Genomic DNA, 21,990 nt, shown 5'->3' on the forward strand with positions numbered 1-21,990 from the left:
TACGTAATAACGCGTTCGCTTCTCCGTTTTTTCAGGCTTACGCGGCGGCGCCGCGTAAGCCGGGGTCAAACGTCCGGTCATGGGCCATCAGGGCCCAGACCGTGCGGGCATTCTTGTTGGCCAGGGCCACGGTGGCCACGTTGGAACCGCGCCGCTGGCGTAACCCTTCGAGCCAAGGGTCGCCGCCCTCGCCGCGGCGCTGATCCGCCAACAGGGCGGACCGCGCCCCGTGGATCAGCAGCATGCGCAGGTAGCGGTCGCCGCGCTTGCTGATCCCCAGCAGGTTCGACTGGCCGCCACTGGAGTGCTGCTTGGGCACCAGCCCCATCCAGGCGGCCAGCTGGCGACCGTTCTTGAAGTGCCGGGCATTGCCGATCGCGGCGACCAAGGCGGTCGCGCTGATCGATCCGATCCCCGGGATCTCGGCCAGGCGCCGGCTGACCGCATGACTTCGATGCCAGGCCTGGATCTGGCGCTCCTGTTCCTTCACGGCCTGGTCCAGTCGCCGCAACTCGTCGAGCCGGTCGGCCAGCAGCGTGCGGAACAGATCCGGCAAGCCGTTCTCCGCGTCCTCCAGGATCCCCGGGAGCTCGCGGAACAGGGTCGTCATCCCCTGGGGCACCACGATCCCGAACTCAGCCAGCAAGCCGCGCAACTGGTTGGCCTGCGCGGTGCGCGCCTTGATCTGGCCCTCGCGCACCCGGTGCAAAGCCAGTACCGCCTGCTGGTCGGGCGTCTTGATCGGCACGAAACGCATGTTCGGGCGGGTCACCGCCTCACAGATCGCCTCGGCGTCCGCCCGGTCGTTCTTGTTCGTCTTCACGTAGGGCTTCACGAACTGCGGCGCCATCAGCCGCACCTCGTGCCCCAACGCCTGCAACTCACGGGCCCAGTAATGGGCACTCCCGCAGGCCTCCATGCCCACCCGGCACGCCGGCAGCTGCGCCAGGAACGCAAGCAGCTTCTTCCGCGTGATCGCCTTCGAAAACACCTTCCGGCCCTGCGCATCCACGCCGTGGACCTGAAACACGTTCTTCGCGAGATCAATGCCGAGTGTTGTAACCTGCATCTGGACGCCTCCGTCGCTTCGAGTGAGAGTTCACACCCCCACTCTGGCACATCGCGATGCCGTAATAGGGCGGGGGCGTCCATTCCATTGGGGTCAAGTTCCGATGGCGAACAGGCGCGCGCGGTGCGCGAAGTGTTCGGTCTGGACGCGCTGCAAGGCGACGACGGCGGAGGGGTCGGCCAGGCGGTCTATCAGAATCTGCGCGCCGCCCTGGAAGACGACCTGGCCGAGGTGCGCGAGCGTCTGGACGTGCTGATGCGTTCGGAACAGCGCGGCCAAGAGGAATTGGCCAGCCTGAGCGAACAGGTCGAGCGGATCGGCTCGACCCTGAGTCTGCTCGGTCTGGAGGCGGGCCAGCGCCACACCGATGCCCTGATGGAGGCCCTGACGCCGGAGCGGGCCGGGCAATCCGACGAACAGGTCGACATGGAATTGGCCGAGCATCTACTGGCACTGGAGTCGCTGCTCGAATCGGGCCTGCGTCGGCGTGCGGCCAGCGGCCCGCGTGCCGACTTTGATCGCCACCTGGCGGCGGCGGTCTACCAGGAGGCCCTGGTGGACGTGCGGCGCGTGCGCGATACCTTGCTCGGATACCTCTCCGGAGAAGGCGCGGATAACGGGCTGCACGAGGCCCGCAGCGCGCTGGAGCGGGTCGACGGTGCGATGTCGATCGGCGGTTTCGAGGCCCTGCAGGCCCTGTTGCAGCCGTTGATCCGCTATCTGGAGGCTCGTGCTGACGCCGGGCTGGCGGCACGCGACCTGGGTGAGGACGAGGTCGGGGCGCTGGCGGAGGTGTTGAGCTCGATCGAGCTGGCGCTGGAGTCCTCCGGGCAGCCCTGGCGCGAGCTGGATAGTGTCCACGAGCGGGGTGTGGCCGCACTGCAGCGTCTGGGCGCGATCTCCGGTGGCGATGCGGTCGAGCGCCCCGTTTCGCTGACCGATGTGTCCCTGGGTGCAAGCGGGGAAGAACTTTCACCGGGTGACGATATCGAGGAGGTCACGGGGCAGGAAGAGCCGCTGGCCGTTTTTGCTGAGGCCGAGGAGGATATTCCCGAGCCGGCGGCAGTATCCGAAACCGCTCCGGCCCCGCCGGTGCATGTCTCGAGTGCAGAACGTTTGCACTACGACGAGTCCGTGTTGTCCTCGCAGGTTCGGGGGCCGGATATCGATCCCGAGATTCTCGATATCTTCCTCGAGGAAGCCGACGAGGAGATCGAAAGCCTCGGCGAGCAGTTCCCGCGCTGGCAGGCCGCGCCCTCCGACATGGATGCCCTGACGGTGATCCGTCGTTCCTTTCATACGCTCAAGGGTTCCGGCCGCCTGGCGGGGGCCTTGCGTCTGGGGGAATTTGCCTGGGTCGTGGAGTCATTCCTGAATCGCCTGCTGGAAGGCGGGCAAGAGGCGGACTTCGCGACCATCCAGGCACTTGAGGATGCGATTGCGGTCCTGCCGGGCCTGGTGGCAGAAGTCCGTGACGATACCGGCCCGGATACCCCGGTACTGGATATCGCCTTGCGCCTGCAGGCACTGCTGTCCGGCGAGATGGAGCCGGCGGAGGAATCAGCCGAGATGCCGGCCGGTGCCGAGGACGATTTTGCCGCGCTCGCGCGCAGCATGGAGGCCCTGGACTCCGCTGGCTCTGCCGAACCCGAATGGCCGGCAGCCCCCATTCCGGAGGCCCCGGAAGACCAACTGGAGGCGGCGGAGCCGCTGGACCTGGATGCACAGGAGCTGGATGCGCCCGAGGCTGCCCTCGAGCCGCCTATCCCTGCGGAACCCGCGCTGGAAACAAACGACGAAGCGCTCGAGCTGCCCGAGGACGCGGGCACCGACCCGCAACTCTGGCAGGTGTTCTCGGCCGAGGCCCGTACCCATCTGGCTACCCTTCGTGAATGGATCGACGCGTCCGGGAGCCGGCCCGACAGGGTGCCGAATCACGAGCTCGAGCGCGCACTGCATACCCTGAACGGGAGTGCCCGAACGGCCGACATCCGTGGCATCTACGCCGTGTGCGGCCCGTTTGAGCGCATCGTGCGCATCCATCGCGAGATGGAGTGGCCGCTGGCGGCGCGCGCCCAGACCCTGCTTGCCGAACTCGAGCGCTACGTGGCGGATGCAGTGGCCGACGAGCATCCCGACCCGCTCAAGACCGACGCACCGCCCAAGTGGTCGCCCGAGGTCTACGAGCTCCTCGACCATGCGACCGCCGAGCAGTTGCTGCGCGCTACCGACGAGGATGCCGCCGAGCAGGTCCCCGAGCCGCCACAGTCGGATGCGCACGAATCGGCGCTTGAGCCACCGCAACCGGATGTCGACGACGCGACACCTTCGACGTCCGAGCCAGCGGAGGCCGAAGCGGTGGGCGCCGAGCCCGGCGACGCCGGGCTGGCGGGCGAGCCGGATGCCGGGCTGGAGGTGGAGCCGGAGGAAGAGATCGATCCGGAGTTCGCCGAGGTATTCATCGAAGAGGCCCGCGATATCCTGGAGGCTGCGTTCGCGGCCCTGGCATCGTGGCGCGAGGCCGGCGGCCGTCCGGGGCCGGATCAGAATGCCTTCCAGCGCGAGGTACATACGCTGAAGGGCAGTGCCCGGATGGCTGGTTTCGAGGTGGTCGGGGCGATTGCCCATGCCCTGGAAAGTGCCTTGGGCATGGAGACCGAGACCGGACTGGAGCCCCGCGAGGGATTCTTCCGGCTGGTCGAGCGTGCATTGACCGATGTCCAGCATCTGGTCGAGCGCGGGGTCGGTAGCTGGCAGACGAACGAAGAGGCCAGCGAGACCCTGCCGGCCTTGCGCGACTGGGCATCCGGTGGCGGCGAAGAGTTCGAGAGCCAACCAGCTCCCAGCCGTGAGGCCGAGGACGCGGAGCCCGCGGAGCCCGCGGCCCTGCTACCGGACGACGAGCCGGAGACCGTCGCGCAACCCGCGCCGGTGGATGCACGCCGTATCCAGGACCAGGTGCGCATGGATGCCGAGGTGCTGGATGCGCTGGTCAATCATGCCGGTGAGCTCGCGACCTTCCATCGTCGCTTCGAGCAGACGGTGGGTCGTGTCGAAGGTCAGGTCGATGAACTGGAGCGGACGATCGCTCGTCTGCGCGAGCAGCTGCGCAAGCTCGAGATCGAGACCGAGGCGCAGATTCTGTTCCGGGTCGAGAAGGAGAGCGGTGACGAGGCGGTGGATTTCGATCCGCTGGAGATGGACCGCTATTCCGGCATTCAGCAGCTCTCGCGCGCGCTGGCCGAGAGTGTCAGTGACCTTGAGGCCCTGAAGCAGGACGTGGGTGACGAGCTGCAGAATGCCGGCGGTATCCTGCTGCAGCAGCGTCGCGTGGGGACCGATCTCCAGGACCAGCTGATGCGCCAGCGCATGGTGCGCTTCGCGCGTATGGCCCCGCGTCTGCGGCGTGTGGTACGCCAGGCCGGCGACGACATGGGCAAGTCGGTCCGTGTGGAGTTTTCCGGGCAGGGGGCCGAGCTCGACCGCGCATTGCTGGAACGGCTGGTCGCCCCGCTCGAGCACCTGCTGCGCAATGCAATTGCGCACGGTATTGAGGACAGCGAGGCGCGTCGCGCGGCCGGCAAGGCGGAAACGGGCCAGATCGTGGTGTCGCTCGAGCAGTCAGGCAGCGAGATCCGCTTGCAAGTGACGGACGATGGCGCCGGGATCGATGCCCATGCTATCCGCACGCGCGCCGTGGAGCGCGGGCTGCTGACAGCCGATGCCGAGATTACCGATGCCCAGGCCCTGCAGTTGATCCTGCAGTCCGGGTTCTCCACTGCCACGGAAGTGTCGCAGGTGGCCGGTCGCGGGGTGGGGCTGGATGTGGTGAACAGCGACGTCAAGCAACTGGGCGGCACGCTGGAGATCGATTCGACGCCCGGACGAGGCTCGCGCTTTACCATGCGGTTGCCGTTTACGCTGGCGATCTCGCAGGCATTGCTGGTGCAGGTGGGCGAGGAGATCTTCGCCGTGCCCATGGCGTCCGTGGAGGGCGTCGTGCGGGCGCATGCTGAAGAGGTCGTGGCCGGCGGCGACGGGCATGTGAGCTATCCCTACGCCGGTCAGGACTACGCCGTGCGGGCCCTGGGTGACCTGATGGGTGTCGAGACACAGGCCAGTGCCAGCCATCTGCCGGACCACGCGTTCCCGCTGTTGCTGGTGCGCGCCGACGATCAGCGCGTGGCGTTGCGGATCGACGGGTTGCTGGGGAGCCAGGAAGTGGTTGTGAAATCGGTAGGCCCGGTCCTGAGTCGTATCCCCGGGGTCGCTGGTGCCACCCTGCAGGGCGATGGCTCGGTCATGCTGATCCTCGACCTGAGCATGCTGGTCCGGTTCGCGGCGGCCACGGCGGGCACTGTCGAGGCGGGCGTGCCGGCGGAGATTGCCGGTGCCCCGCGTATCATGGTCGTGGATGACTCGATCACCATCCGCAAGGTTACCGCGCGTCTGCTCGCCCGCCATGGGTACGATGTGGTCACGGCCCGCGACGGTCTCGATGCCGTGACGATGCTGGAGGAGCGGCGACCGCAGCTGATCCTGCTGGATGTGGAGATGCCGCGCATGGACGGGTTCGAGTTCGCTGCCCATGTCCGCGACCATCCGGAGTTGAGTCAGGTCCCGATTATCATGATCACATCACGCAGTGGCACGAAGCATCGCGAGCGTGCCTCGCGGCTGGGTGTCAATGGCTATCTGGGCAAGCCGTATCTGGAGAATGACCTGCTGGACGAAATCCGGCGTCACCTTGAGGAGGTCGCCGTATGAGCGAAGAGGCCCGCGAGCCGTCGGTCGAATCGGTGATCGTGCAGCTGGACACCGGGTCCATCCTGTTGCCGCGTAGCGCCTTTCTCGAGGTCACCACTCGGGCAGGTGCCGTGCAGACCGATCACGAGCATGCGGACATCCCCTGGCTGGAGCCCACGCTGATCTGGCAGGACGTCCAGGTGCCCGTGGTCAATGTCCACCGTCTGTTGTATCCCGAACACCCAGTCGAGGATGCGCAGCGCCGGTTTACCCGCTTGCTGGTCATGCAGGCGATTACCCAGCCGGAGCGACTGCCGTTCTATGCGCTGGAGGTGCGTGGCACGCCACATCCAGTGCGCATCACGCCGCAAAACATCTACGCCGTTGACGAGGCGGACGCCTCTCCGTGGGCGTGGCGGGTAAAGGCGTCGGGGGTAACCAGCCACCTGCTGCGACTCGATGCGATCGAGGATCGCTTGCTCGAGCTCTCGCAGCCGGAAACGGCATAGGCCGACTGCCTCGAACGTCAGGTGAGGGCGGCCCCACCGTCGAGATCCCCGAGCCTCCATTGCACCAGGGTCAAGAGGCTGATCGCGGCCGTTTCCGTGCGCAGGGTACGGGGGCCCATGGCGACCGCTTGAAACCCGGCGTTGCGCGCCTGGATGCGTTCCTCGTCGGTCAGCCCCCCCTCGGGTCCGATCAGTATCCGTACCCGCCCGGACGTGCCCCCCTTCCCGAACGAGTCGAGCGCCCCGGACAGGGGTGGGCCCTGCTCGTCCGCGACCAGGTCGAGGCCGGGTGAGCTGGCGTCCAGGGCCTCGTCCAGTGTGGCGGGTGGCACCAGAAGTGGTAGCTCGTTACGGCCGCATTGTTCGGCCGCCGCCTGGATGATCCCGGCCCAGTGGGCCTGGCGCTTGTCCAGCCCTCGGTGGGCGGCGGCCGAACGGCTGCGCTCGCAAAGCACGGGCCGGATCACACTGATACCCAGCTCCACCGCCTTCTGTACCGCCAGGTCCATGTGGTCGCCTCGGGCAATGCCCTGGAGAAGCTCAATGGGGCGTGCGGGTGTGGTGGGGGCGGCGGCGCGGTCACCCAGATGGAAGGTGCCGGAACGACGTCCGGTGACCTCCAGGCGGGCATGGAATTCGTTGCCCTGGCCGTCGAACACCCGGCAGGCGGCATCGTTCTTGAGGCGCAGGACATTGGTGGCGTAGTGCAGCCGGTCCTGCGAAGCGGGAATAGACTGCCCCGCGGCCAGATCCGTGTCGTTGATCAGAAGCCGGGGGCAGCGCATCGGGTGTTACCGACGGTTGTCCAGGTCCAGGTTTTTCCAGATGGTCTCGGTCGGACCGGCCTGGTTCATGGAGTAGAAGTGGATGCCCGGGGCGCCCTTGTCGAGGACGTCGTCGGTCAGGCGTGTGGCGATCTCGATGCCAAACTTGCGGATCGACTCCTTGTCGTCGCCATAGGCCTCCATCCGCTTGCGGATATAGCGCGGGATCTCGGCGCCGCACATCTCGGAGAAGCGCACGATCTGGGTGTAGTTGGTGATCGGCATGATCCCGACAATGATCGGGATAGTGATGCCCATCTTCTCCACCCGTTCCATGAAGGCCTCGTAGGCGTCCACGTTGTAGAAGTACTGGGTGATCGCGGCATCGGCGCCGGCGTCCACCTTGGTCTTGAAATTCTCCAGGTCCTTCTCGGCGTTCGGGGCCTGCGGATGGAACTCCGGATAGGCCGCCACCTCGATCTTGAACTGGTCACCGAACTCGGCGCGCACGAACTCGACGAGCTCGGAGGCATAGCGGAAGTCGCCGCCGGAGTTCTTGGTGCCGGACGGCAGGTCGCCGCGCAGTGCGACGATACGGTTGACGCCGATGTCGCGGTAGGTCGACAGCAGCTCGTGCAGCTCGCCCTTGGTCGAGGAGATACAGGAGACGTGCGGGGCGGCCGGGATGCCGTCCTTGTTGATGATGTCCTTGACCGTTTCCAGGGTGCGGTCACGGGTCGAGCCGCCGGCACCAAAGGTTACGGAGTAGAACTCGGGTTTGAGGGCGCCCAGACGCTTGCGGGCCTTGGCCAGCCGTTCGGCCCCGGCCTCGTCCTTGGGCGGGAAGAATTCAACGCTGAAGACGCGTTTTTGGTCAGACATGTTTGTCCTCCAGACAAAAAGAAGGCGGACCGCACGAACATGCGGCCCGCCCCGGCGTTCACATTAACAACGAATTGAAATGTGAGGCTGGCCGATCAGTAGCGGTAGTGTTCCGGCTTGAACGGGCCATCCACCGGCAGACCCAGGTACTTGGCCTGTTCGTCGGTCAGACGGGTCAGGTTGGCACCCAGCTTCTTCAGATGCAGCTGCGCGACCTTCTCGTCCAGGTGCTTCGGCAGCACGTAGACGTTCTTGTCGTACTGGTCACCCTTCGTCCACAGCTCGATCTGGGCCAGGGTCTGGTTGGTGAAGGAGTTGGACATCACGAAGCTCGGATGGCCGGTGCCGCAGCCCAGGTTCACCAGGCGGCCTTCGGCCAGCATGATGATCCGGTTGCCGTTCGGCAGGATGATGTGGTCAACCTGCGGCTTGATGTTCTCCCACTCGTACTTGCGCATCGCGGCCACGGCGATCTCGGAGTCGAAGTGACCGATGTTGCAGACGATGGCCTGATCCTTCATGCGAGTCATGTGATCTTCGGTGATCACGTCCTTGTTACCGGTGGCGGTAACGAAGATCTCGGCCTTGTCGGCGGCCTCGTCCATCGTGACCACGCGGAAGCCTTCCATCGAGGCCTGCAGGGCGCAGATCGGGTCGATCTCGGTGATCCACACGGTGGCACCCAGGCCGGCCAGCGACTGGGCGGCACCCTTGCCGACGTCACCATAACCGGCGACCACGGCGATCTTGCCCGCGATCATCACGTCGGTGGCGCGCTTGATGGAGTCCACGGTGGACTCGCGGCAGCCGTACAGGTTGTCGAACTTGGACTTGGTGACCGAGTCGTTGACGTTGATCGCCGGGAAGGCCAGCTCGCCGTCCTTCGCCATCTGGTACAGGCGATGGACACCGGTGGTGGTCTCTTCGGTCACGCCCTTGATCTTGGCGAGCTGCTCGGAGTACCAGTTCGGCTGCTTGGCCAGGCGATCCTTGATCGAGGCAAACAGGGCGATCTCTTCTTCGTTCTCCGGGTTGGAGATGACGGACTGGTCCTTCTCGGCCTTGGCACCGATGTGCAGGAGCAGAGTGGCGTCACCGCCGTCGTCCAGGATCATGTTGGCGCCGCCGTCGAATTCGAAGATGCGGTGGCAGTAGTCCCAGTACTCTTCCAGGGTCTCGCCCTTCACGGCGAAGACCGGGGTGCCGTTGTCGGCAATCGCGGCCGCGGCGTGGTCCTGGGTGGAGTAGATGTTGCAGGAGGCCCAGCGCACGTCGGCGCCCAGGGCTTCCAGGGTCTGGATCAGAACCGCGGTCTGGATGGTCATGTGCAGGGAGCCGGCAATCTTGGCGCCCTTCAGCGGCTTGGAGGCCGCGAACTCTTCGCGGGTCTGGATCAGACCGGGCATTTCGGTCTCGGCGATCGCAATTTCCTTGCGGCCGAATTCGGCAAGGTTGATGTCCTTGACGACGTAATCGGTCGTTTTCTTGTCGTTCATCACAGCATTCATGGATCAACTTCTCCGGTTATCTGGATGAGCGCCGTGTTCACGTTTCAGGGGGACATCCGGCTGAGCCTGACGGTTAAACCGCTGCAGCGCTCCTCAGCCGGATGGGTATTTCGCTTACCAAATAGGGGTCTGTTTAGAGGCCCGCCATCTTCTTGAGTTCCTCGGCCTTGTCGGTGCGCTCCCAGGGGAGGTCGACGTCTTCGCGGCCGAAGTGACCATAGGCGGCGGTCGCCTTGTAGATCGGGCGCAGCAGATCCATCATCTGGATCAGGCCCCACGGGCGCAGATCAAACACTTCGCGCACGAAGCCTTCGATCTTGCGATCGTCGACCTTGCCGGTGCCGAAGGTGTCGACGGTGATCGAGGTCGGCTCGGCCACGCCGATGGCGTAGGAAACCTGGATCTCGCACTTGTCGGCCAGGCCGGCGGCGACGATGTTCTTGGCCACGTAGCGGCCGGCGTAGGCGGCGGAACGGTCCACCTTGGACGGGTCCTTGCCGGAGAACGCGCCACCACCGTGACGGGCCATGCCGCCGTAGGTGTCGACGATGATCTTGCGGCCGGTCAGACCGGCGTCACCCACCGGGCCCCCGATCTCGAACTTGCCGGTCGGGTTGATGTGAATCTTGTCATCCGAGACCTGGCTCAGCCATTCGTTCGGCAGCACCTTCTTGAAGATCTCTTCGTAGATCGCTTCCTTCAGGTCCTTCTGCGAGATGTCCGGGCTGTGTTGGGTGGACAGGACCACCGCGTCCAGGCCGGCCGGCTTGCCGTCTTCGTAGCGCAGCGAGACCTGGGACTTGGCGTCCGGGCGCAGCCACGGCAGCTTGCCGCTCTTCATCAGTTCGGACTGGATACGCACCATCTTGTGGGCGTAGAAGATCGGGGCGGGCATCAGCGTATCGGTTTCGCGCGCGGCGTAGCCGAACATCAGGCCCTGGTCACCGGCGCCCTGGGTGGCGCGGTCGGAGACGTCGCGGTCCACACCCATGGCGATGTCCTGGGACTGTTCACCCAGCACGTTCAGCACGGCGCAGGTCTTGCCGTCGAAGCCGACGTCGGAATCGTTGTAGCCGATCTCGCAGACCGTCTCGCGCACCAGCTTTTCGTAGTCGATCTGCGCGCCAGTGGTGATCTCGCCCAGCAGCATGACCATGCCGGTCTTGGTGGCGGTCTCGCAGGCGATACGCGCATGCGGGTCCTGCTCGATGATGGCGTCGACGATGGTGTCGGAGACCAGGTCGGCCATCTTGTCGGGATGGCCCGCGGAAACCGATTCCGAGGTGAAGATGTAATCGTTGGACATTAGGCGTTCCTTTGTGGGTCGTTTCGATTTAGTTTTGCGCAAAACGACCCGTACTGTAACGCAACTCGACGAGATTTTCTAAGCCCCCCTCCCGGTGTTTGTGGGGCCCCGGGGCGCACGAATCCCGTCGAGACCGCGTTCTGGTGCGCTCTGGCACCGACTTGCCCCGATCGCGGAAAGTGGCCAAAATGCATCGCCTTTGCTGGGGCTGCTCGGGCCATTCCGTGTCTTTGAGCGCCGGCAGGATCTGTGTGCCCTCGATCGGTCGACCTGTCCGGGTCTGGCCGCCGCTGGCGCCCCGCGCCGCTGATCGCCGCCAGCCGAACCCAACACTATTTCGAAAGAGCAGGAGTTCAGCATGCCGACCCGTAGAGAGCTTGCCAATGCCATTCGCGCCCTGTCGATGGATGCCGTCCAGAAGGCCAATTCCGGCCACCCGGGCGCCCCAATGGGGATGGCGGATATCGCCGAAGTGCTGTGGAACGACTACATGCAGCACAACCCGGCCAACCCGCACTGGCCCGATCGCGACCGCTTCGTGATGTCCAACGGCCACGGCTCCATGCTGATCTACTCCCTGCTGCACCTGACCGGCTACGAGTTGCCTATGGACGAGCTCAAGCAGTTCCGTCAGCTGCACTCCAAGACCCCGGGTCACCCGGAATACGGCTACACCCCGGGTGTGGAGACCACGACCGGCCCGCTGGGCCAGGGGATCTCCAACGCGGTGGGCATGGCGCTGGCCGAGAAGATGATGGCCGCGCACTTCAACCAGCCCGAGCACGACATCGTTGATCATCACACCTACGCCTTCCTCGGCGATGGCTGCATGATGGAAGGGATCTCCCACGAAAGCTGCGCGCTGGCCGGCACCCTGGGCCTGGGCAAGCTGATCGCCTTCTGGGATGACAACGGCATCTCCATCGACGGCGAAGTCGAGGGGTGGTTCACCGACGATACCCCGACCCGTTTCGAAGCCTATGGCTGGCACGTGGTACGTGGTGTGGATGGTCACGACGCCGATGCGGTCAAGGCCGCGATCGAAGAGGCACGCCAGAACAGCGACAAGCCGAGCCTGATCTGCTGCCGCACCGTGATCGGCTTCGGTTCGCCGAACAAGTGTGGCAAGGAAGAGTGTCACGGCGCTGCCCTGGGCGACGACGAAGTCGCGCTGACCCGCAAGGAGCTCGGCTGGAACCACGCCCCGTTCGAGATCCCGAACGAGATCTACGAAGGCTGGAGTGCAAAGGACAAGGGCGCCAAGGCCGAGTCCGAGTGGAACGAACGCTTTGCCGCGTACAAGCAGGCGCATCCGGAACTGGCCGCCGAGTTCGAGCGCCGCATGGCGGGTGACCTGCCGTCCGACTGGAGCGAAAAGGCCAACGCCTACATCAAGGAAACCGTCGAGAAGGCCGAGAAGGTCGCCTCGCGCAAGGCCTCGCAGAACGCGATCGCCGGCATGGCGCCGGCCGTCCCGGAACTGCTGGGCGGCTCCGCCGACCTGGCCGGCTCCAACCTGACCATGTACCCCGGCTCCAAGGGCGTCAGCAGGGACGATGCCGCGGGCAACTACGTCTACTACGGCGTGCGCGAGTTCGGCATGGCCGCGATCATGAACGGCATCGCCCTGCACGGCGGCTTCATCCCGTACGGCGGCACCTTCCTGATCTTCTCCGACTATGCCCGCAACGGCATCCGCATGTCCGCGCTGATGGGCCAGCGTGTCATGTACGTACTGACCCATGACTCCATCGGTCTGGGCGAAGACGGCCCGACCCACCAGCCGATCGAGCAGACCCCGAGCCTGCGCCTGATCCCCAACCTGAACGTCTGGCGCCCCTGCGACGCGGTCGAGACCGCCGTCGCCTGGAAGGCCGGTATCGAACGCACCGACGGCCCCTCCGCGTTCATCCTGTCGCGTCAGGGCCTGCCGCACATGGAGCGCGATGGCGAACAGCTCGCCAACATCGCCCGTGGTGGTTACATCCTGAAGGACTGCGACGGCACCCCGGACCTGATCTTTATCGCGACCGGCTCCGAGGTCGAGCTGGCGGTCAAGGCCGCCGAGGAGCTTGCCGGCGAAGGCAAGAAGGCGCGCGTCGTCTCCATGCCCTGCGTCGAGCTGTTCGAGCAGCAGGACCCCGCCTACCGGGAGGCCGTGCTGCCGGCCGCCGTGCGCAAGCGCGTGGCGGTCGAGGCGGGCGCCACTGCGGGCTGGTACAAGTTCACCGGTCTGGACGGCGCCGTGTTCGGCATGGATCGCTTCGGCGAGTCGGCCCCGGGTGGCGCCCTGTTCGACTACTTCGGCTTCAAGCCGGAGAACGTCGCCCAGATCGCCCGTGACGTGCTGAACGGCTAAGCTTACGTCCGCATCGATTTCGCATAAGCAAGAAAAGAGGAGACATCCTATGTCGATCAAGGTTGGTATTAACGGCTTCGGTCGTATCGGCCGCATGGCCTTCCGCGCCATCGCCAAGGACTTCCCGAACCTCCAGGTGGTCGGTATCAACGACCTGCTGGATCCGGAGTACCTGGCCTACATGCTGCGCTACGACTCCGTGCACGGCCGCTTCGAGGGTGACATCAGCGTCGACGGCGACCACCTGGTGGTGAATGGCAACCGCATCCGCCTGACCGCCGAGAAGGATCCGGCCGCGCTGAAGTGGGGCGACATCAACGCCGACATCGTGATCGAGTCCACCGGCCTGTTCCTGACCGCCGAGACCGCCCAGAAGCACCTGGACGCCGGCGCCAAGAAGGTCGTGATGTCCGCGCCGTCCAAGGATGACACCCCGATGTTCGTCTATGGCGTGAACCACGGTGACTACGCGGGCCAGAACATGGTCTCCGCCGCCTCCTGCACCACCAACGCCCTGGCCCCGGTGGCCAAGGTGCTGAATGACACCTGGGGCATCAAGCGTGGCCTGATGACCACCGTGCACGCCGCCACTGCGACCCAGAAGACCGTTGACGGCCCGTCCATGAAGGACTGGCGCGGCGGCCGCGGCATCCTGGAGAACATCATCCCGTCCTCCACCGGTGCGGCCAAGGCCGTGGGCAAGGTGCTGCCGGAACTGAACGGCAAGCTGACCGGCATGGCCTTCCGTGTGCCGACCTCCGACGTCTCCGTGGTCGACCTGACCGTGGAACTGAACGGCGACGCCAAGTACGACGACGTCTGCGCGGCCATGAAGAAGGCCTCCGAGGGCGAGCTGAAGGGCGTGCTGGGATACACCGACGAGCTGGTGGTCTCCACGGACTTCCGTGGCTACACCGCCCCGTCCGTGTTCGATGCTGGCGCCGGCATCCAGCTGGACCCGACCTTCGTGAAGGTCGTGGCCTGGTACGACAACGAGTACGGCTACACCTGCAACATGCTGCGCATGGTGGAGCACGTCGCCAAGTAAGGCCTGACGGCCGGGTCCTCGCGGGCCCGGCCGTTTTCCTTGTCCCGGGTTGACCGGGGACCAGAGGCCTGGGGCGAGCCCCGAACGGGGCTCGCCCGAAGCCTTTTTCTTTTCAACCGAATTTCGAGAGGTACTCCTATGTCTGTCATCAAGATGACCGATCTCGACCTGAATGGCCGCCGTGTGCTGGTGCGCCAGGACCTGAACGTGCCGGTGAAAGGCGGCAAGGTCACCTCCGACGCGCGTATCCGTGCGAGCCTGGAGACCGTGCAGAAGGCGCTGGACGCCGGCGCCGCGGTGATGCTGATGTCGCACCTCGGCCGCCCGACCGAGGGCGAGTTCTCCGAAGAGGATTCCCTGGCCCCGGTCGCCGAGCACATGGCCGGTCTGCTGGGCCGCGAGGTGCGTCTCGTACGGGACTACCTCGACGGTGTGGACGCCAAGCCGGGCGAGGTCATCCTGCTCGAAAACGTCCGCTTCAATGCGGGCGAGAAGAAGGACGACGAGGCGCTGGCGAAGAAGTACGCGGCCCTGTGCGACGTGTTCGTGATGGATGCCTTCGGTACGGCCCACCGCGCCCAGGCCTCGACCCACGGCGTGGCGAAGTTTGCCCCGCAGGCCTGCGCCGGTCCGCTGCTGGCCAAGGAGCTGGAGGCCCTGGGCAAGGCCCTGGAGACCCCGAAGCGCCCGCTGGTGGCCATCGTCGGCGGCTCCAAGGTCTCGACCAAGCTGACCGTGCTGGAGTCGCTGTCCAACGTGGTGGATCAGCTGATCGTCGGCGGCGGCATCGCCAACACCTTCATCGCGGCCCAGGGCCACGGTGTCGGCAAGTCACTGTACGAGGCGGACCTGGTCGACGAGTCCAAGCGCCTGATGGAGGCGGCCCGCGCCAAGGGCGGCGAGATCCCGGTGCCGACCGACGTGACCGTGGGCAAGGAATTCTCCGAGTCGACCCCGGCCGAGACCAAGTCGGTCGATGCCGTGGCCGATGACGACATGATCTTCGACGTCGGTCCCGAGACCGCGGCGACCTACGCCGAGGCCCTGCGCAACGCCGGCACCATCGTCTGGAACGGCCCCGTCGGCGTGTTCGAGTTCGACCAGTTCGCCGCCGGTACCAAGGCCCTGGGCGAGGCCATTGCCGAGAGCAATGCGTTCTCCATCGCCGGCGGTGGTGACACCCTGGCCGCGATCGACAAGTACAACCTGGCCGATCGCATCAGCTACATCTCCACCGGTGGTGGTGCCTTCCTCGAGTTCCTGGAAGGCAAGACCCTGCCGGCCGTCGCCATCCTGGAAGAGCGCGCCCGCGGCTGATGCCCGGCGCGCTCTCCGCTGACGGAGAGCGACGCGGATGAGACGTACCAAGATCGTGGCCACCCTCGGGCCGGCCACGGATACCGACGAGGCCATGGAGGCCATCATCCGGGCCGGCGTGGATGTGGTTCGGCTGAACTTCTCGCATGGCGACCCGGATGACCACCGTGCCCGCCTCGCACGCCTGCGCGCCGCGGCGGATCGGGCGGGTCGCTGCGTTGGGGTGCTTGGCGATCTGCAGGGCCCGAAGATCCGCATCGACCGCTTTCGCGAAGGCCGGGTCCAGCTCCAGGAGGGCGCATCCTTCGCGCTGGACGGGGACCTGGATCGCGACGCCGGGGATGGGACCCAGGTCGGGCTGACCTACAAGGAGCTGCCGCAGGACGTGCGTCCCGACGACATCCTTCTGCTGGATGACGGACGCATTGTGCTCAAGGTGACCGCCGTCAACGGGGCGCGCATCGAGACGACCGTCGTGGTCGGGGGCGAGCTGTCCAACAACAAGGGCATCAACCGCCAGGGCGGCGGCCTGTCCGCCCCCGCGATCACCGACAAGGACCGCGAGGATATCCGTCTGGCGGCCGAGCTGCAGGTGGACTACCTGGCCGTCTCCTTCCCGCGTTCCGCGCAGGACCTGCACCTGGCGCGCAGCCTGCTGAAGGACGCCGGCTGGGAGGCCGGTATCTGCGCGAAGATCGAGCGTTCCGAGGCCCTGGAGGTGATCGACGAGATCATCGCCGCCTCCGAGGTCATCATGATCGCGCGCGGGGACCTCGGCGTGGAGATCGGTGATGCCGAGCTGCCCGGCGTGCAGAAGACCCTGATCTCGCGGGCGCGCACCCTCAATCGTCTGGTCATCACGGCGACCCAGATGATGGAGACCATGATCCAGAACCCCATCCCGACGCGAGCCGAGGTCTTCGACGTGGCCAACGCGGTGCTCGACGGCACGGACGCGGTGATGCTCTCCGGCGAGACCGCGACGGGTCGCTATCCGGCGCGCGTGGTCGAGAGCATGGACCGGATCTGCGAGGCCGCCGAGCGTCAGCGCGCCGCGCGCCAGTCGGATCACCGCATGGATTCGACCTTTGGCCGCGTGGACGAGGCCATCGCGATGGCCACGATGTACACGGCCAATCACCTGGACGTGGCGGCCATTGCTGCGCTGACCGAATCCGGTTCCACGGCCCTGTGGATGTCGCGTATCAGCTCCGGTATCCCGATCTACGCGCTCACCCAGCACGAGTCCACCAGCCGCCGTATGACGCTCTATCGCGGGGTATATCCCCGGATCCTGGAACCGATCCCCGAAAGCCACGAGAGCCTGAACCGTGAGGCGGTCAACTTGCTCCGGGCCGAGGGCGTCGTGCAGGATGGCGGGCTGGTTATCATTACCAAGGGTGATTTGCAGGGCGAGCATGGCGGCACCAACGCCATGAAGATCGTGCGCGTTGGCGACGAGCTGTGAGCCGACGCGGCCCCCTGACAATCCCAAGATTTTTTACTACGTCAGTCCGATCCCGTTAAGGAGGAACCCATGGCACTGATCTCCCTTCGCCAACTGCTGGACCATGCCGCCGAGCATGGCTACGGCATGCCGGCCTACAACGCGAACAACATGGAACAGATCCATTCGATCATGGAAGCGGCCGCCGAGGTCGACTCTCCAGTGATCATTCAGGCCTCGGCCGGTGCGCGCAAGTACGCCGGCGAGCCCTTCCTGCGTCGCATGATCGAGGCCGCCGCCGAGCAGTACCCGGACATCCCGATCGTCCTGCACCAGGACCACGGCTCCGAGCCCGCGGTCTGCCTGCGCTCGATCCAGTCCGGCTTCACCTCGGTGATGATGGACGGCTCGCTGATGCCCGACATGAAGACTCCGGCCAGCTACGACTACAACCGTGACGTGACCGCCAAGGTCGCCGAGATGGCGCATTCCTGCGGCGTGTCCGTGGAAGGCGAACTGGGCTGCCTGGGTTCGCTGGAAACCGGCATGGCCGGTGAGGAAGACGGTTCCGGTGCCGAAGGCAAGCTGTCCCACGACCAGCTGTTGACCGATCCGGACGAGGCGGCCGACTTCGTGAAGAACACCAAGTGCGACGCCCTGGCGATCGCCATCGGTACCTCGCACGGCGCCTACAAGTTCACCCGTCCGCCGACCGGGGACATCCTCGCCATCGAGCGCATCAAGGAGATCCACAACCGCATCCCGGATACCCATCTGGTCATGCACGGTTCGTCCTCGGTGCCGCAGGAATGGCTGCAGATCATCAACAACTACGGTGGCGACATGGGCGAGACCTATGGCGTGCCGGTTGAAGAGATCCAGGAAGGCATCAAGCACGGCGTGCGCAAGGTCAATATCGACACCGACCTGCGCATGGCCTCCACCGGCGCGGTGCGCAAGTTCCTGGCGGAAAACCCGAAGGAATTCGATCCGCGCAAGTTCCTGAAGGCCTCCACCGCGGCCATGAAGGACATCTGCAAGGCCCGCTTTGAGGCCTTCGGGTGCGCCGGCATGGCGTCCAAGATCAAGCCGGTCTCGCTGGACGACATGGTCGCTCGCTACAAGAGCGGCGAGCTGGATCCCAAGGTCAACTGATCTGCGGATCGCAGCACGGAAAAGGGGGCTTCGGCCCCCTTTTTTTATGCGATCATGTCGCCAATTCCGATCAATCCGGAGCGTTTATCCAATGCAGCGACTGATCCATCTTTGCCTGACCGCGCTGGTGGTGGCTGCGCTGTCCGCCACTGCCCACGCCAACCCGTTCAGCCGCGAGGTTGACCCGCAGGACATCGTCGATCGGGCGAAGGTCACGCTGGAGCGTCTGGCCACGCACCCCGAATATGAACACCTGCAGGAAGACCTGCGTACCGCTCGAGGTGTCGTGATCTTTCCGCGTATCGGGCGTGGTGCCTTCCTGATCGGGGGCTCCGGGGGCATGGGTGTGTTCCTCGCCTGGGACGAGGACAAGGGCGACTACTCACCGGTTGCCTTCTATTCGCTGGGGTCGATCAGTTTTGGCATGCAGTTCGGGGGGGATGCCGCCGAGGTCGTGATGGTCGCACGTACCCAGGATGCAGTTGATTCGATGTTCGGTTCCGCCATTCGTCTCGGCGCCGACGCCTCCGTTGCCGCCGGTCCGGTCGGGGCCGGGCGTGGCTCCACCCCGACGGCCGACTTTCTGACCTATTCCCGCTCGCGTGGGGCCTACCTGGGGATGAGCCTCTCCGGCTCGCGCCTGACTGTGCGCGACGACTTCAACGAGGCGTACTACGGCGAGGCGCAGCGGCCGGTGCACATCATCGAAAGCCGACGTGTGGATCACGCCGGGACGCGCGAGCTGCGTGATCTGCTGGCCTCGTTCCGTCAGTCCGGTGAGGCCGCCGAGCCGGAGAGCGGGAATGGTGCCATGCGCCCGGATCAGACCCTGGACGAAGTGACGCCGGGCGAGGGCGGCATCCGCCAGGACGACTTCCAGATCGAGAGCTTCTGAGTCGCGTCCTGTGGGGCTATCCCCTCCGGCAGCGACAGGATCGGCGCGGCCGTGTACCGGGTCAGCGCCCCGGCGTTGTCCAGCAGGGCATCGGTATCGGCACGGCGCCGGTTGAGCACGATCCCGGCCAGTTGCAGGCCACGACGTTCCAGGGCCTCCAGTGTCAGCAGGCAGGTGTTCAGCACCCCTAGCCGGTCCTCGGCGACCAGCAGGACCGGAAGGCCCAGGGCCTGCGCCAGGTCGGCGTTCAGGCCGTCGCCGCACAGCGGGGAATAGAACCCGCCCGCGCCCTCCACCAGTCGGGGGCCGTCACCCGGTGCCTCGCAGGCCTGCACCAGTTCCGCGACGGTCAGCCGCACACCCTGGCGCGCGGCGGCCTGATCGGGCGCCAGCGCATCGGGAAACCGCCAGGGTGTCACCTGCTCCACGGCCGTCGCGGGCAGGCCGGCCGCCGCCGTCAGGGCGGCGCCATCCTCGGGGAACAGCGTGCCGTCGCGCTCGGGGCAGCCCGATTCCACCGGCTTGCGCGGCTGCGGGGCCAGGCCCTCGGCGCGCCATGCTGACAGCAGGGCGCAGCCGACAAAGGTCTTGCCGATCCCGGTATCGCTCCCGGTAACGAACAGGCCTTGTGGCACGCCGATCATGCGTCGCGGGTCAGGCGTTCCAGGGCCTCGCGGTAGCGCGCGGCCGTTTGCTCCGCGACCTCGGTCGGCAGCTCGGGTCCGGGGGCGGTCTTGTCCCAGTCCAGGGTCTCGAGATAGTCGCGCACGTACTGCTTGTCGAAGGACTCGGGGCTATGACCCGGCGCGTATTGATCGACCGGCCAGAAGCGCGAGGAATCGGGGGTGAGGACCTCGTCGATCAGGTGCAGGGTCCCGTTCGCGTCCACACCGAATTCGAACTTGGTGTCCGCGATGATGATCCCGCGCTCGGCCGCGTAGTCGCGCGCCATCGCGTAGATCGCCAGTGCGGCATCGCGTACCTGTCGGGCCCGTTCCTCGCCGATCGTCTCCACCACAGTGGCGAAGTCGATGTTGGCGTCGTGATCTCCGACGGCGGCCTTGGTGCTGGGGGTGAAGATAGCCTCCGGCAGCTTCGAGGCCAGTTCCAGGCCGGCCGGCAGCGGGATGCCGCAGACCGCGCCGCTGGCCTGATAGTCCTTCCAGCCGGACCCGATCAGGTAGCCGCGCACCACGGCCTCCACCGGCAGCGCCTCGAGCCGGCGAATCACCAGGCTGCGACCCTCCAGTGGCGCCCGGATCGCCGGGTCGGGGACCACCTGCTCCAGCGGGATGCCGGTCAACTGGTTGGGGATGCCCAGCTCGCGTTCGACCTTGCGCATCCAGAACTCGGTGATCGCGGTCAGTATGCGCCCCTTGCCCGGGATCGGGGTGGGCAGGACCACGTCAAAGGCCGAAAGGCGATCCGTGGTGACCATCAGCCAGTGGTCGGCGTCGACCGCATACAGGTCGCGCACCTTGCCGCGGTGGACCCGTTCGAGATCGGGGAGGTGGCTTTCCAGCAGGGCGTCGCTCATCAGTGCTTCCGTTCGGTCGGTTTGGGTTCAGTCGTCCGGCAGTTCGGCGATCAGGTCGTGCTCGTCGGCGTCGGTGATCGCGACCTCGATGAAGTCCCCGATATCCACCGACTCCGGGTCGATCCCGGCCACGCGAATCACGCCGTCGATCTCCGGGGCCTCCGCGGCGGAGCGGGCAATCACGGTCCCGTCCGCGTGCACCTCGTCGACCAGCACCACCGGCTGGCTGCCGATCCGGCGGCGCAGCCGCTCGGCGCTGATCCGGGCCTGCACGTCCATGAAGCGCGCCAGACGTTCTTCGCGCACGGCCTCCGGTACCGGGTCCGCCAGTTCGTTCGCGGCCGCACCCTCCACAGGCGAGTAGGCGAAGGCGCCGACGCGGTCGAGCTGCGCCTCGTGCAGAAACTCCAGCAACGTCTCGAACTCGGCCTCGGTCTCCCCCGGAAAGCCCACGATAAACGTCGAGCGCAGGGTCAGGTCGGGGACCTGCTCGCGCCAGCTCGCGATGCGTTCCAGCACGCGCTCGGCGGCGGCCGGGCGGCGCATCGCCTTGAGTACCCGGGGGTGGCCATGCTGCAGCGGCATGTCCAGATACGGCAGGATCCCGCCGTCCTCACCCGAGCCCATCAGCGGGATCAGTCGATCCACGTGCGGGTAGGGGTAGACGTAGTGCAGACGCACCCAGATGCCGAGCTGGCCCAGTGCCTCGGCCAGGTGGGCGATGTCGGAGCGGATCGGGCGTCCGCCATGGAAACCGGTGCGGTATTTCACGTCCACGCCATAGGCCGAGGTGTCCTGCGAGATCACCAGGATCTCGCGCACGCCGGCCGCGGCCAGGCGCTCCGCCTCGGCCAGCACCTCGCCGATCGGGCGGCTGACGAGGTCGCCCCGCAGGCTGGGGATGATGCAGAAGCTGCAGCGGTGATTGCAGCCCTCGGAGATCTTCAGGTAGGCATAGTGGCGCGGGGTCAGGCGGATACCTTGCGGTGGCACCAGCGACTCGAACGGAGTCGCCGGCGGCGGCAGGTGCTCGTGCACCGCGCCCACGACTTCATCAAAGGCATGCGGGCCGGTGACCGCGAGCACGCCCGGGTGGGTCTCGTGGATGCGCTCCGCGTCCTTGCCCAGGCAGCCGGTCACGATGACTCGGCCATTGGCATCCATGGCCTCGCCGATCGCGTCCAGGGATTCGGCCACCGCATCGTCGATAAAGCCGCAGGTATTGACCACCACCAGGTCCGCGCCGTCGTAGTCGGCGGCGATCTCGTAACCCTCGGCGCGCAGGCGCGTCAGGATCTGCTCGGAGTCGACCAGGGCCTTTGGGCAGCCGAGGCTGACAAAGCCCACGCGCTGCACGTTGTCGGGAGACGGGGTGTTGCTTTTATTCACAGTACGTTTTCGCCTTCTGGGAGCGGCTCCGGGCGCGCCCGGAGCCTGGTGCGTCAGCC

Annotated in this window: 15 protein-coding genes, 1 pseudogene and 1 riboswitch; of the genes and pseudogenes, 8 read left to right on the plus strand and 8 right to left on the minus strand. The window is 66.1% G+C overall.

Features of this window, described 5'->3' with window-relative positions:
• Window positions 1-37: 37 nt before the first annotated feature.
• The gene (locus tag F813_RS13465; RefSeq protein ID WP_012983403.1) at window positions 38-1,069 is read right to left on the minus strand and encodes an IS110 family transposase; all 1,032 of its coding nucleotides are present in this window, start codon (window positions 1,067-1,069) and stop codon (window positions 38-40) included.
• 90 nt (window positions 1,070-1,159) lie between these two features.
• Between F813_RS13465 and F813_RS13470 the strand changes: the two are divergent.
• Both F813_RS13470 and F813_RS0100295 read left to right on the plus strand, forming a co-directional pair.
• Window positions 1,160-5,836, plus strand: a pseudogene (locus F813_RS13470) (Hpt domain-containing protein); the annotation flags it as partial.
• Window positions 5,833-6,324 carry a hypothetical protein gene (locus F813_RS0100295; protein ID WP_017925125.1) on the plus strand — a complete coding sequence of 164 codons (492 nt, stop codon included), beginning with the start codon at window positions 5,833-5,835 and terminating at the stop codon, window positions 6,322-6,324. The pseudogene F813_RS13470 and the gene F813_RS0100295, both read left to right, overlap by 4 nt.
• Before the next feature lie 17 nt (window positions 6,325-6,341).
• Here F813_RS0100295 and F813_RS0100300 read toward each other — a convergent pair whose 3' ends face one another.
• The 4 genes from F813_RS0100300 to metK form a co-directional block, all read right to left on the minus strand.
• Window positions 6,342-7,109, minus strand: a complete 768-nt coding sequence (locus F813_RS0100300) for a 16S rRNA (uracil(1498)-N(3))-methyltransferase (RefSeq protein WP_012983756.1) — start codon at window positions 7,107-7,109, stop codon at window positions 6,342-6,344.
• A 6-nt stretch (window positions 7,110-7,115) separates the two neighbouring features.
• The gene (gene metF / locus F813_RS0100305; protein ID WP_012983755.1) at window positions 7,116-7,970 is read right to left on the minus strand and encodes a methylenetetrahydrofolate reductase [NAD(P)H]; all 855 of its coding nucleotides are present in this window, start codon (window positions 7,968-7,970) and stop codon (window positions 7,116-7,118) included.
• A 95-nt stretch (window positions 7,971-8,065) separates the two neighbouring features.
• A complete protein-coding gene (ahcY, locus tag F813_RS0100310) occupies window positions 8,066-9,478 on the minus strand; it encodes an adenosylhomocysteinase (RefSeq protein ID WP_012983754.1) in 1,413 nt (470 codons plus the stop codon).
• A 19-nt stretch (window positions 9,479-9,497) separates the two neighbouring features.
• Window positions 9,498-9,579: riboswitch (S-adenosyl-L-homocysteine riboswitch) on the minus strand.
• A 32-nt stretch (window positions 9,580-9,611) separates the two neighbouring features.
• Window positions 9,612-10,784, minus strand: coding sequence for a methionine adenosyltransferase (gene metK / locus F813_RS0100315; RefSeq protein WP_012983753.1), 1,173 nt, complete (start codon window positions 10,782-10,784; stop codon window positions 9,612-9,614).
• A 358-nt stretch (window positions 10,785-11,142) separates the two neighbouring features.
• Here metK and tkt point away from each other — a divergent pair, with 358 nt between their 5' ends.
• The 6 genes from tkt to F813_RS0100345 all read left to right on the plus strand — a co-directional run bounded on the left by tkt (window position 11,143) and on the right by F813_RS0100345 (window position 19,005).
• Window positions 11,143-13,143 (plus strand): transketolase, encoded by a 2,001-nt coding sequence (gene tkt / locus F813_RS0100320; RefSeq protein WP_017925126.1) that lies wholly within the window; start codon window positions 11,143-11,145, stop codon window positions 13,141-13,143.
• Window positions 13,144-13,192: 49 nt separating this feature from the next.
• The gene (gene gap / locus F813_RS0100325; protein ID WP_012983751.1) at window positions 13,193-14,191 is read left to right on the plus strand and encodes a type I glyceraldehyde-3-phosphate dehydrogenase; all 999 of its coding nucleotides are present in this window, start codon (window positions 13,193-13,195) and stop codon (window positions 14,189-14,191) included.
• A 138-nt stretch (window positions 14,192-14,329) separates the two neighbouring features.
• Window positions 14,330-15,508: a phosphoglycerate kinase gene (locus F813_RS0100330; protein WP_012983750.1), complete on the plus strand. Its 1,179-nt coding sequence runs from the start codon at window positions 14,330-14,332 to the stop codon at window positions 15,506-15,508.
• Window positions 15,509-15,545: 37 nt separating this feature from the next.
• Window positions 15,546-16,976 carry a pyruvate kinase gene (gene pyk / locus F813_RS0100335; protein WP_017925127.1) on the plus strand — a complete coding sequence of 477 codons (1,431 nt, stop codon included), beginning with the start codon at window positions 15,546-15,548 and terminating at the stop codon, window positions 16,974-16,976.
• A gap of 69 nt (window positions 16,977-17,045) precedes the next feature.
• Window positions 17,046-18,110 carry a class II fructose-bisphosphate aldolase gene (gene fba, locus F813_RS0100340; RefSeq protein WP_012983748.1) on the plus strand — a complete coding sequence of 355 codons (1,065 nt, stop codon included), beginning with the start codon at window positions 17,046-17,048 and terminating at the stop codon, window positions 18,108-18,110.
• A 91-nt stretch (window positions 18,111-18,201) separates the two neighbouring features.
• Window positions 18,202-19,005 (plus strand): lipid-binding SYLF domain-containing protein, encoded by an 804-nt coding sequence (locus tag F813_RS0100345; protein ID WP_012983747.1) that lies wholly within the window; start codon window positions 18,202-18,204, stop codon window positions 19,003-19,005.
• On the opposite strand, the gene bioD is transcribed toward F813_RS0100345, so the two are convergent.
• Genes bioD through rimO form a run of 3 tightly spaced genes read right to left on the minus strand, consistent with a single transcriptional unit; the run spans window position 18,933 to window position 21,931 of the window.
• Window positions 18,933-19,649: a dethiobiotin synthase gene (gene bioD, locus F813_RS0100350; protein ID WP_017925128.1), complete on the minus strand. Its 717-nt coding sequence runs from the start codon at window positions 19,647-19,649 to the stop codon at window positions 18,933-18,935. The two genes, F813_RS0100345 and bioD, sit on opposite strands and share 73 nt — an antisense overlap.
• Entirely contained in the window at window positions 19,646-20,542 is an 897-nt protein-coding gene (locus tag F813_RS0100355; protein ID WP_017925129.1) for a phosphoribosylaminoimidazolesuccinocarboxamide synthase, read from the minus strand. The genes bioD and F813_RS0100355 overlap by 4 nt, the downstream gene beginning before the upstream one ends.
• Before the next feature lie 27 nt (window positions 20,543-20,569).
• Complete coding sequence (gene rimO, locus F813_RS0100360) at window positions 20,570-21,931, minus strand: 30S ribosomal protein S12 methylthiotransferase RimO (RefSeq protein ID WP_017925130.1); 1,362 nt, start codon at window positions 21,929-21,931, stop codon at window positions 20,570-20,572.
• Window positions 21,932-21,990 lie beyond the last annotated feature (59 nt).

The organism is Thioalkalivibrio sp. HL-Eb18 (assembly GCF_000364985.1).
Lineage (GTDB): Bacteria > Pseudomonadota > Gammaproteobacteria > Ectothiorhodospirales > Ectothiorhodospiraceae > Thioalkalivibrio.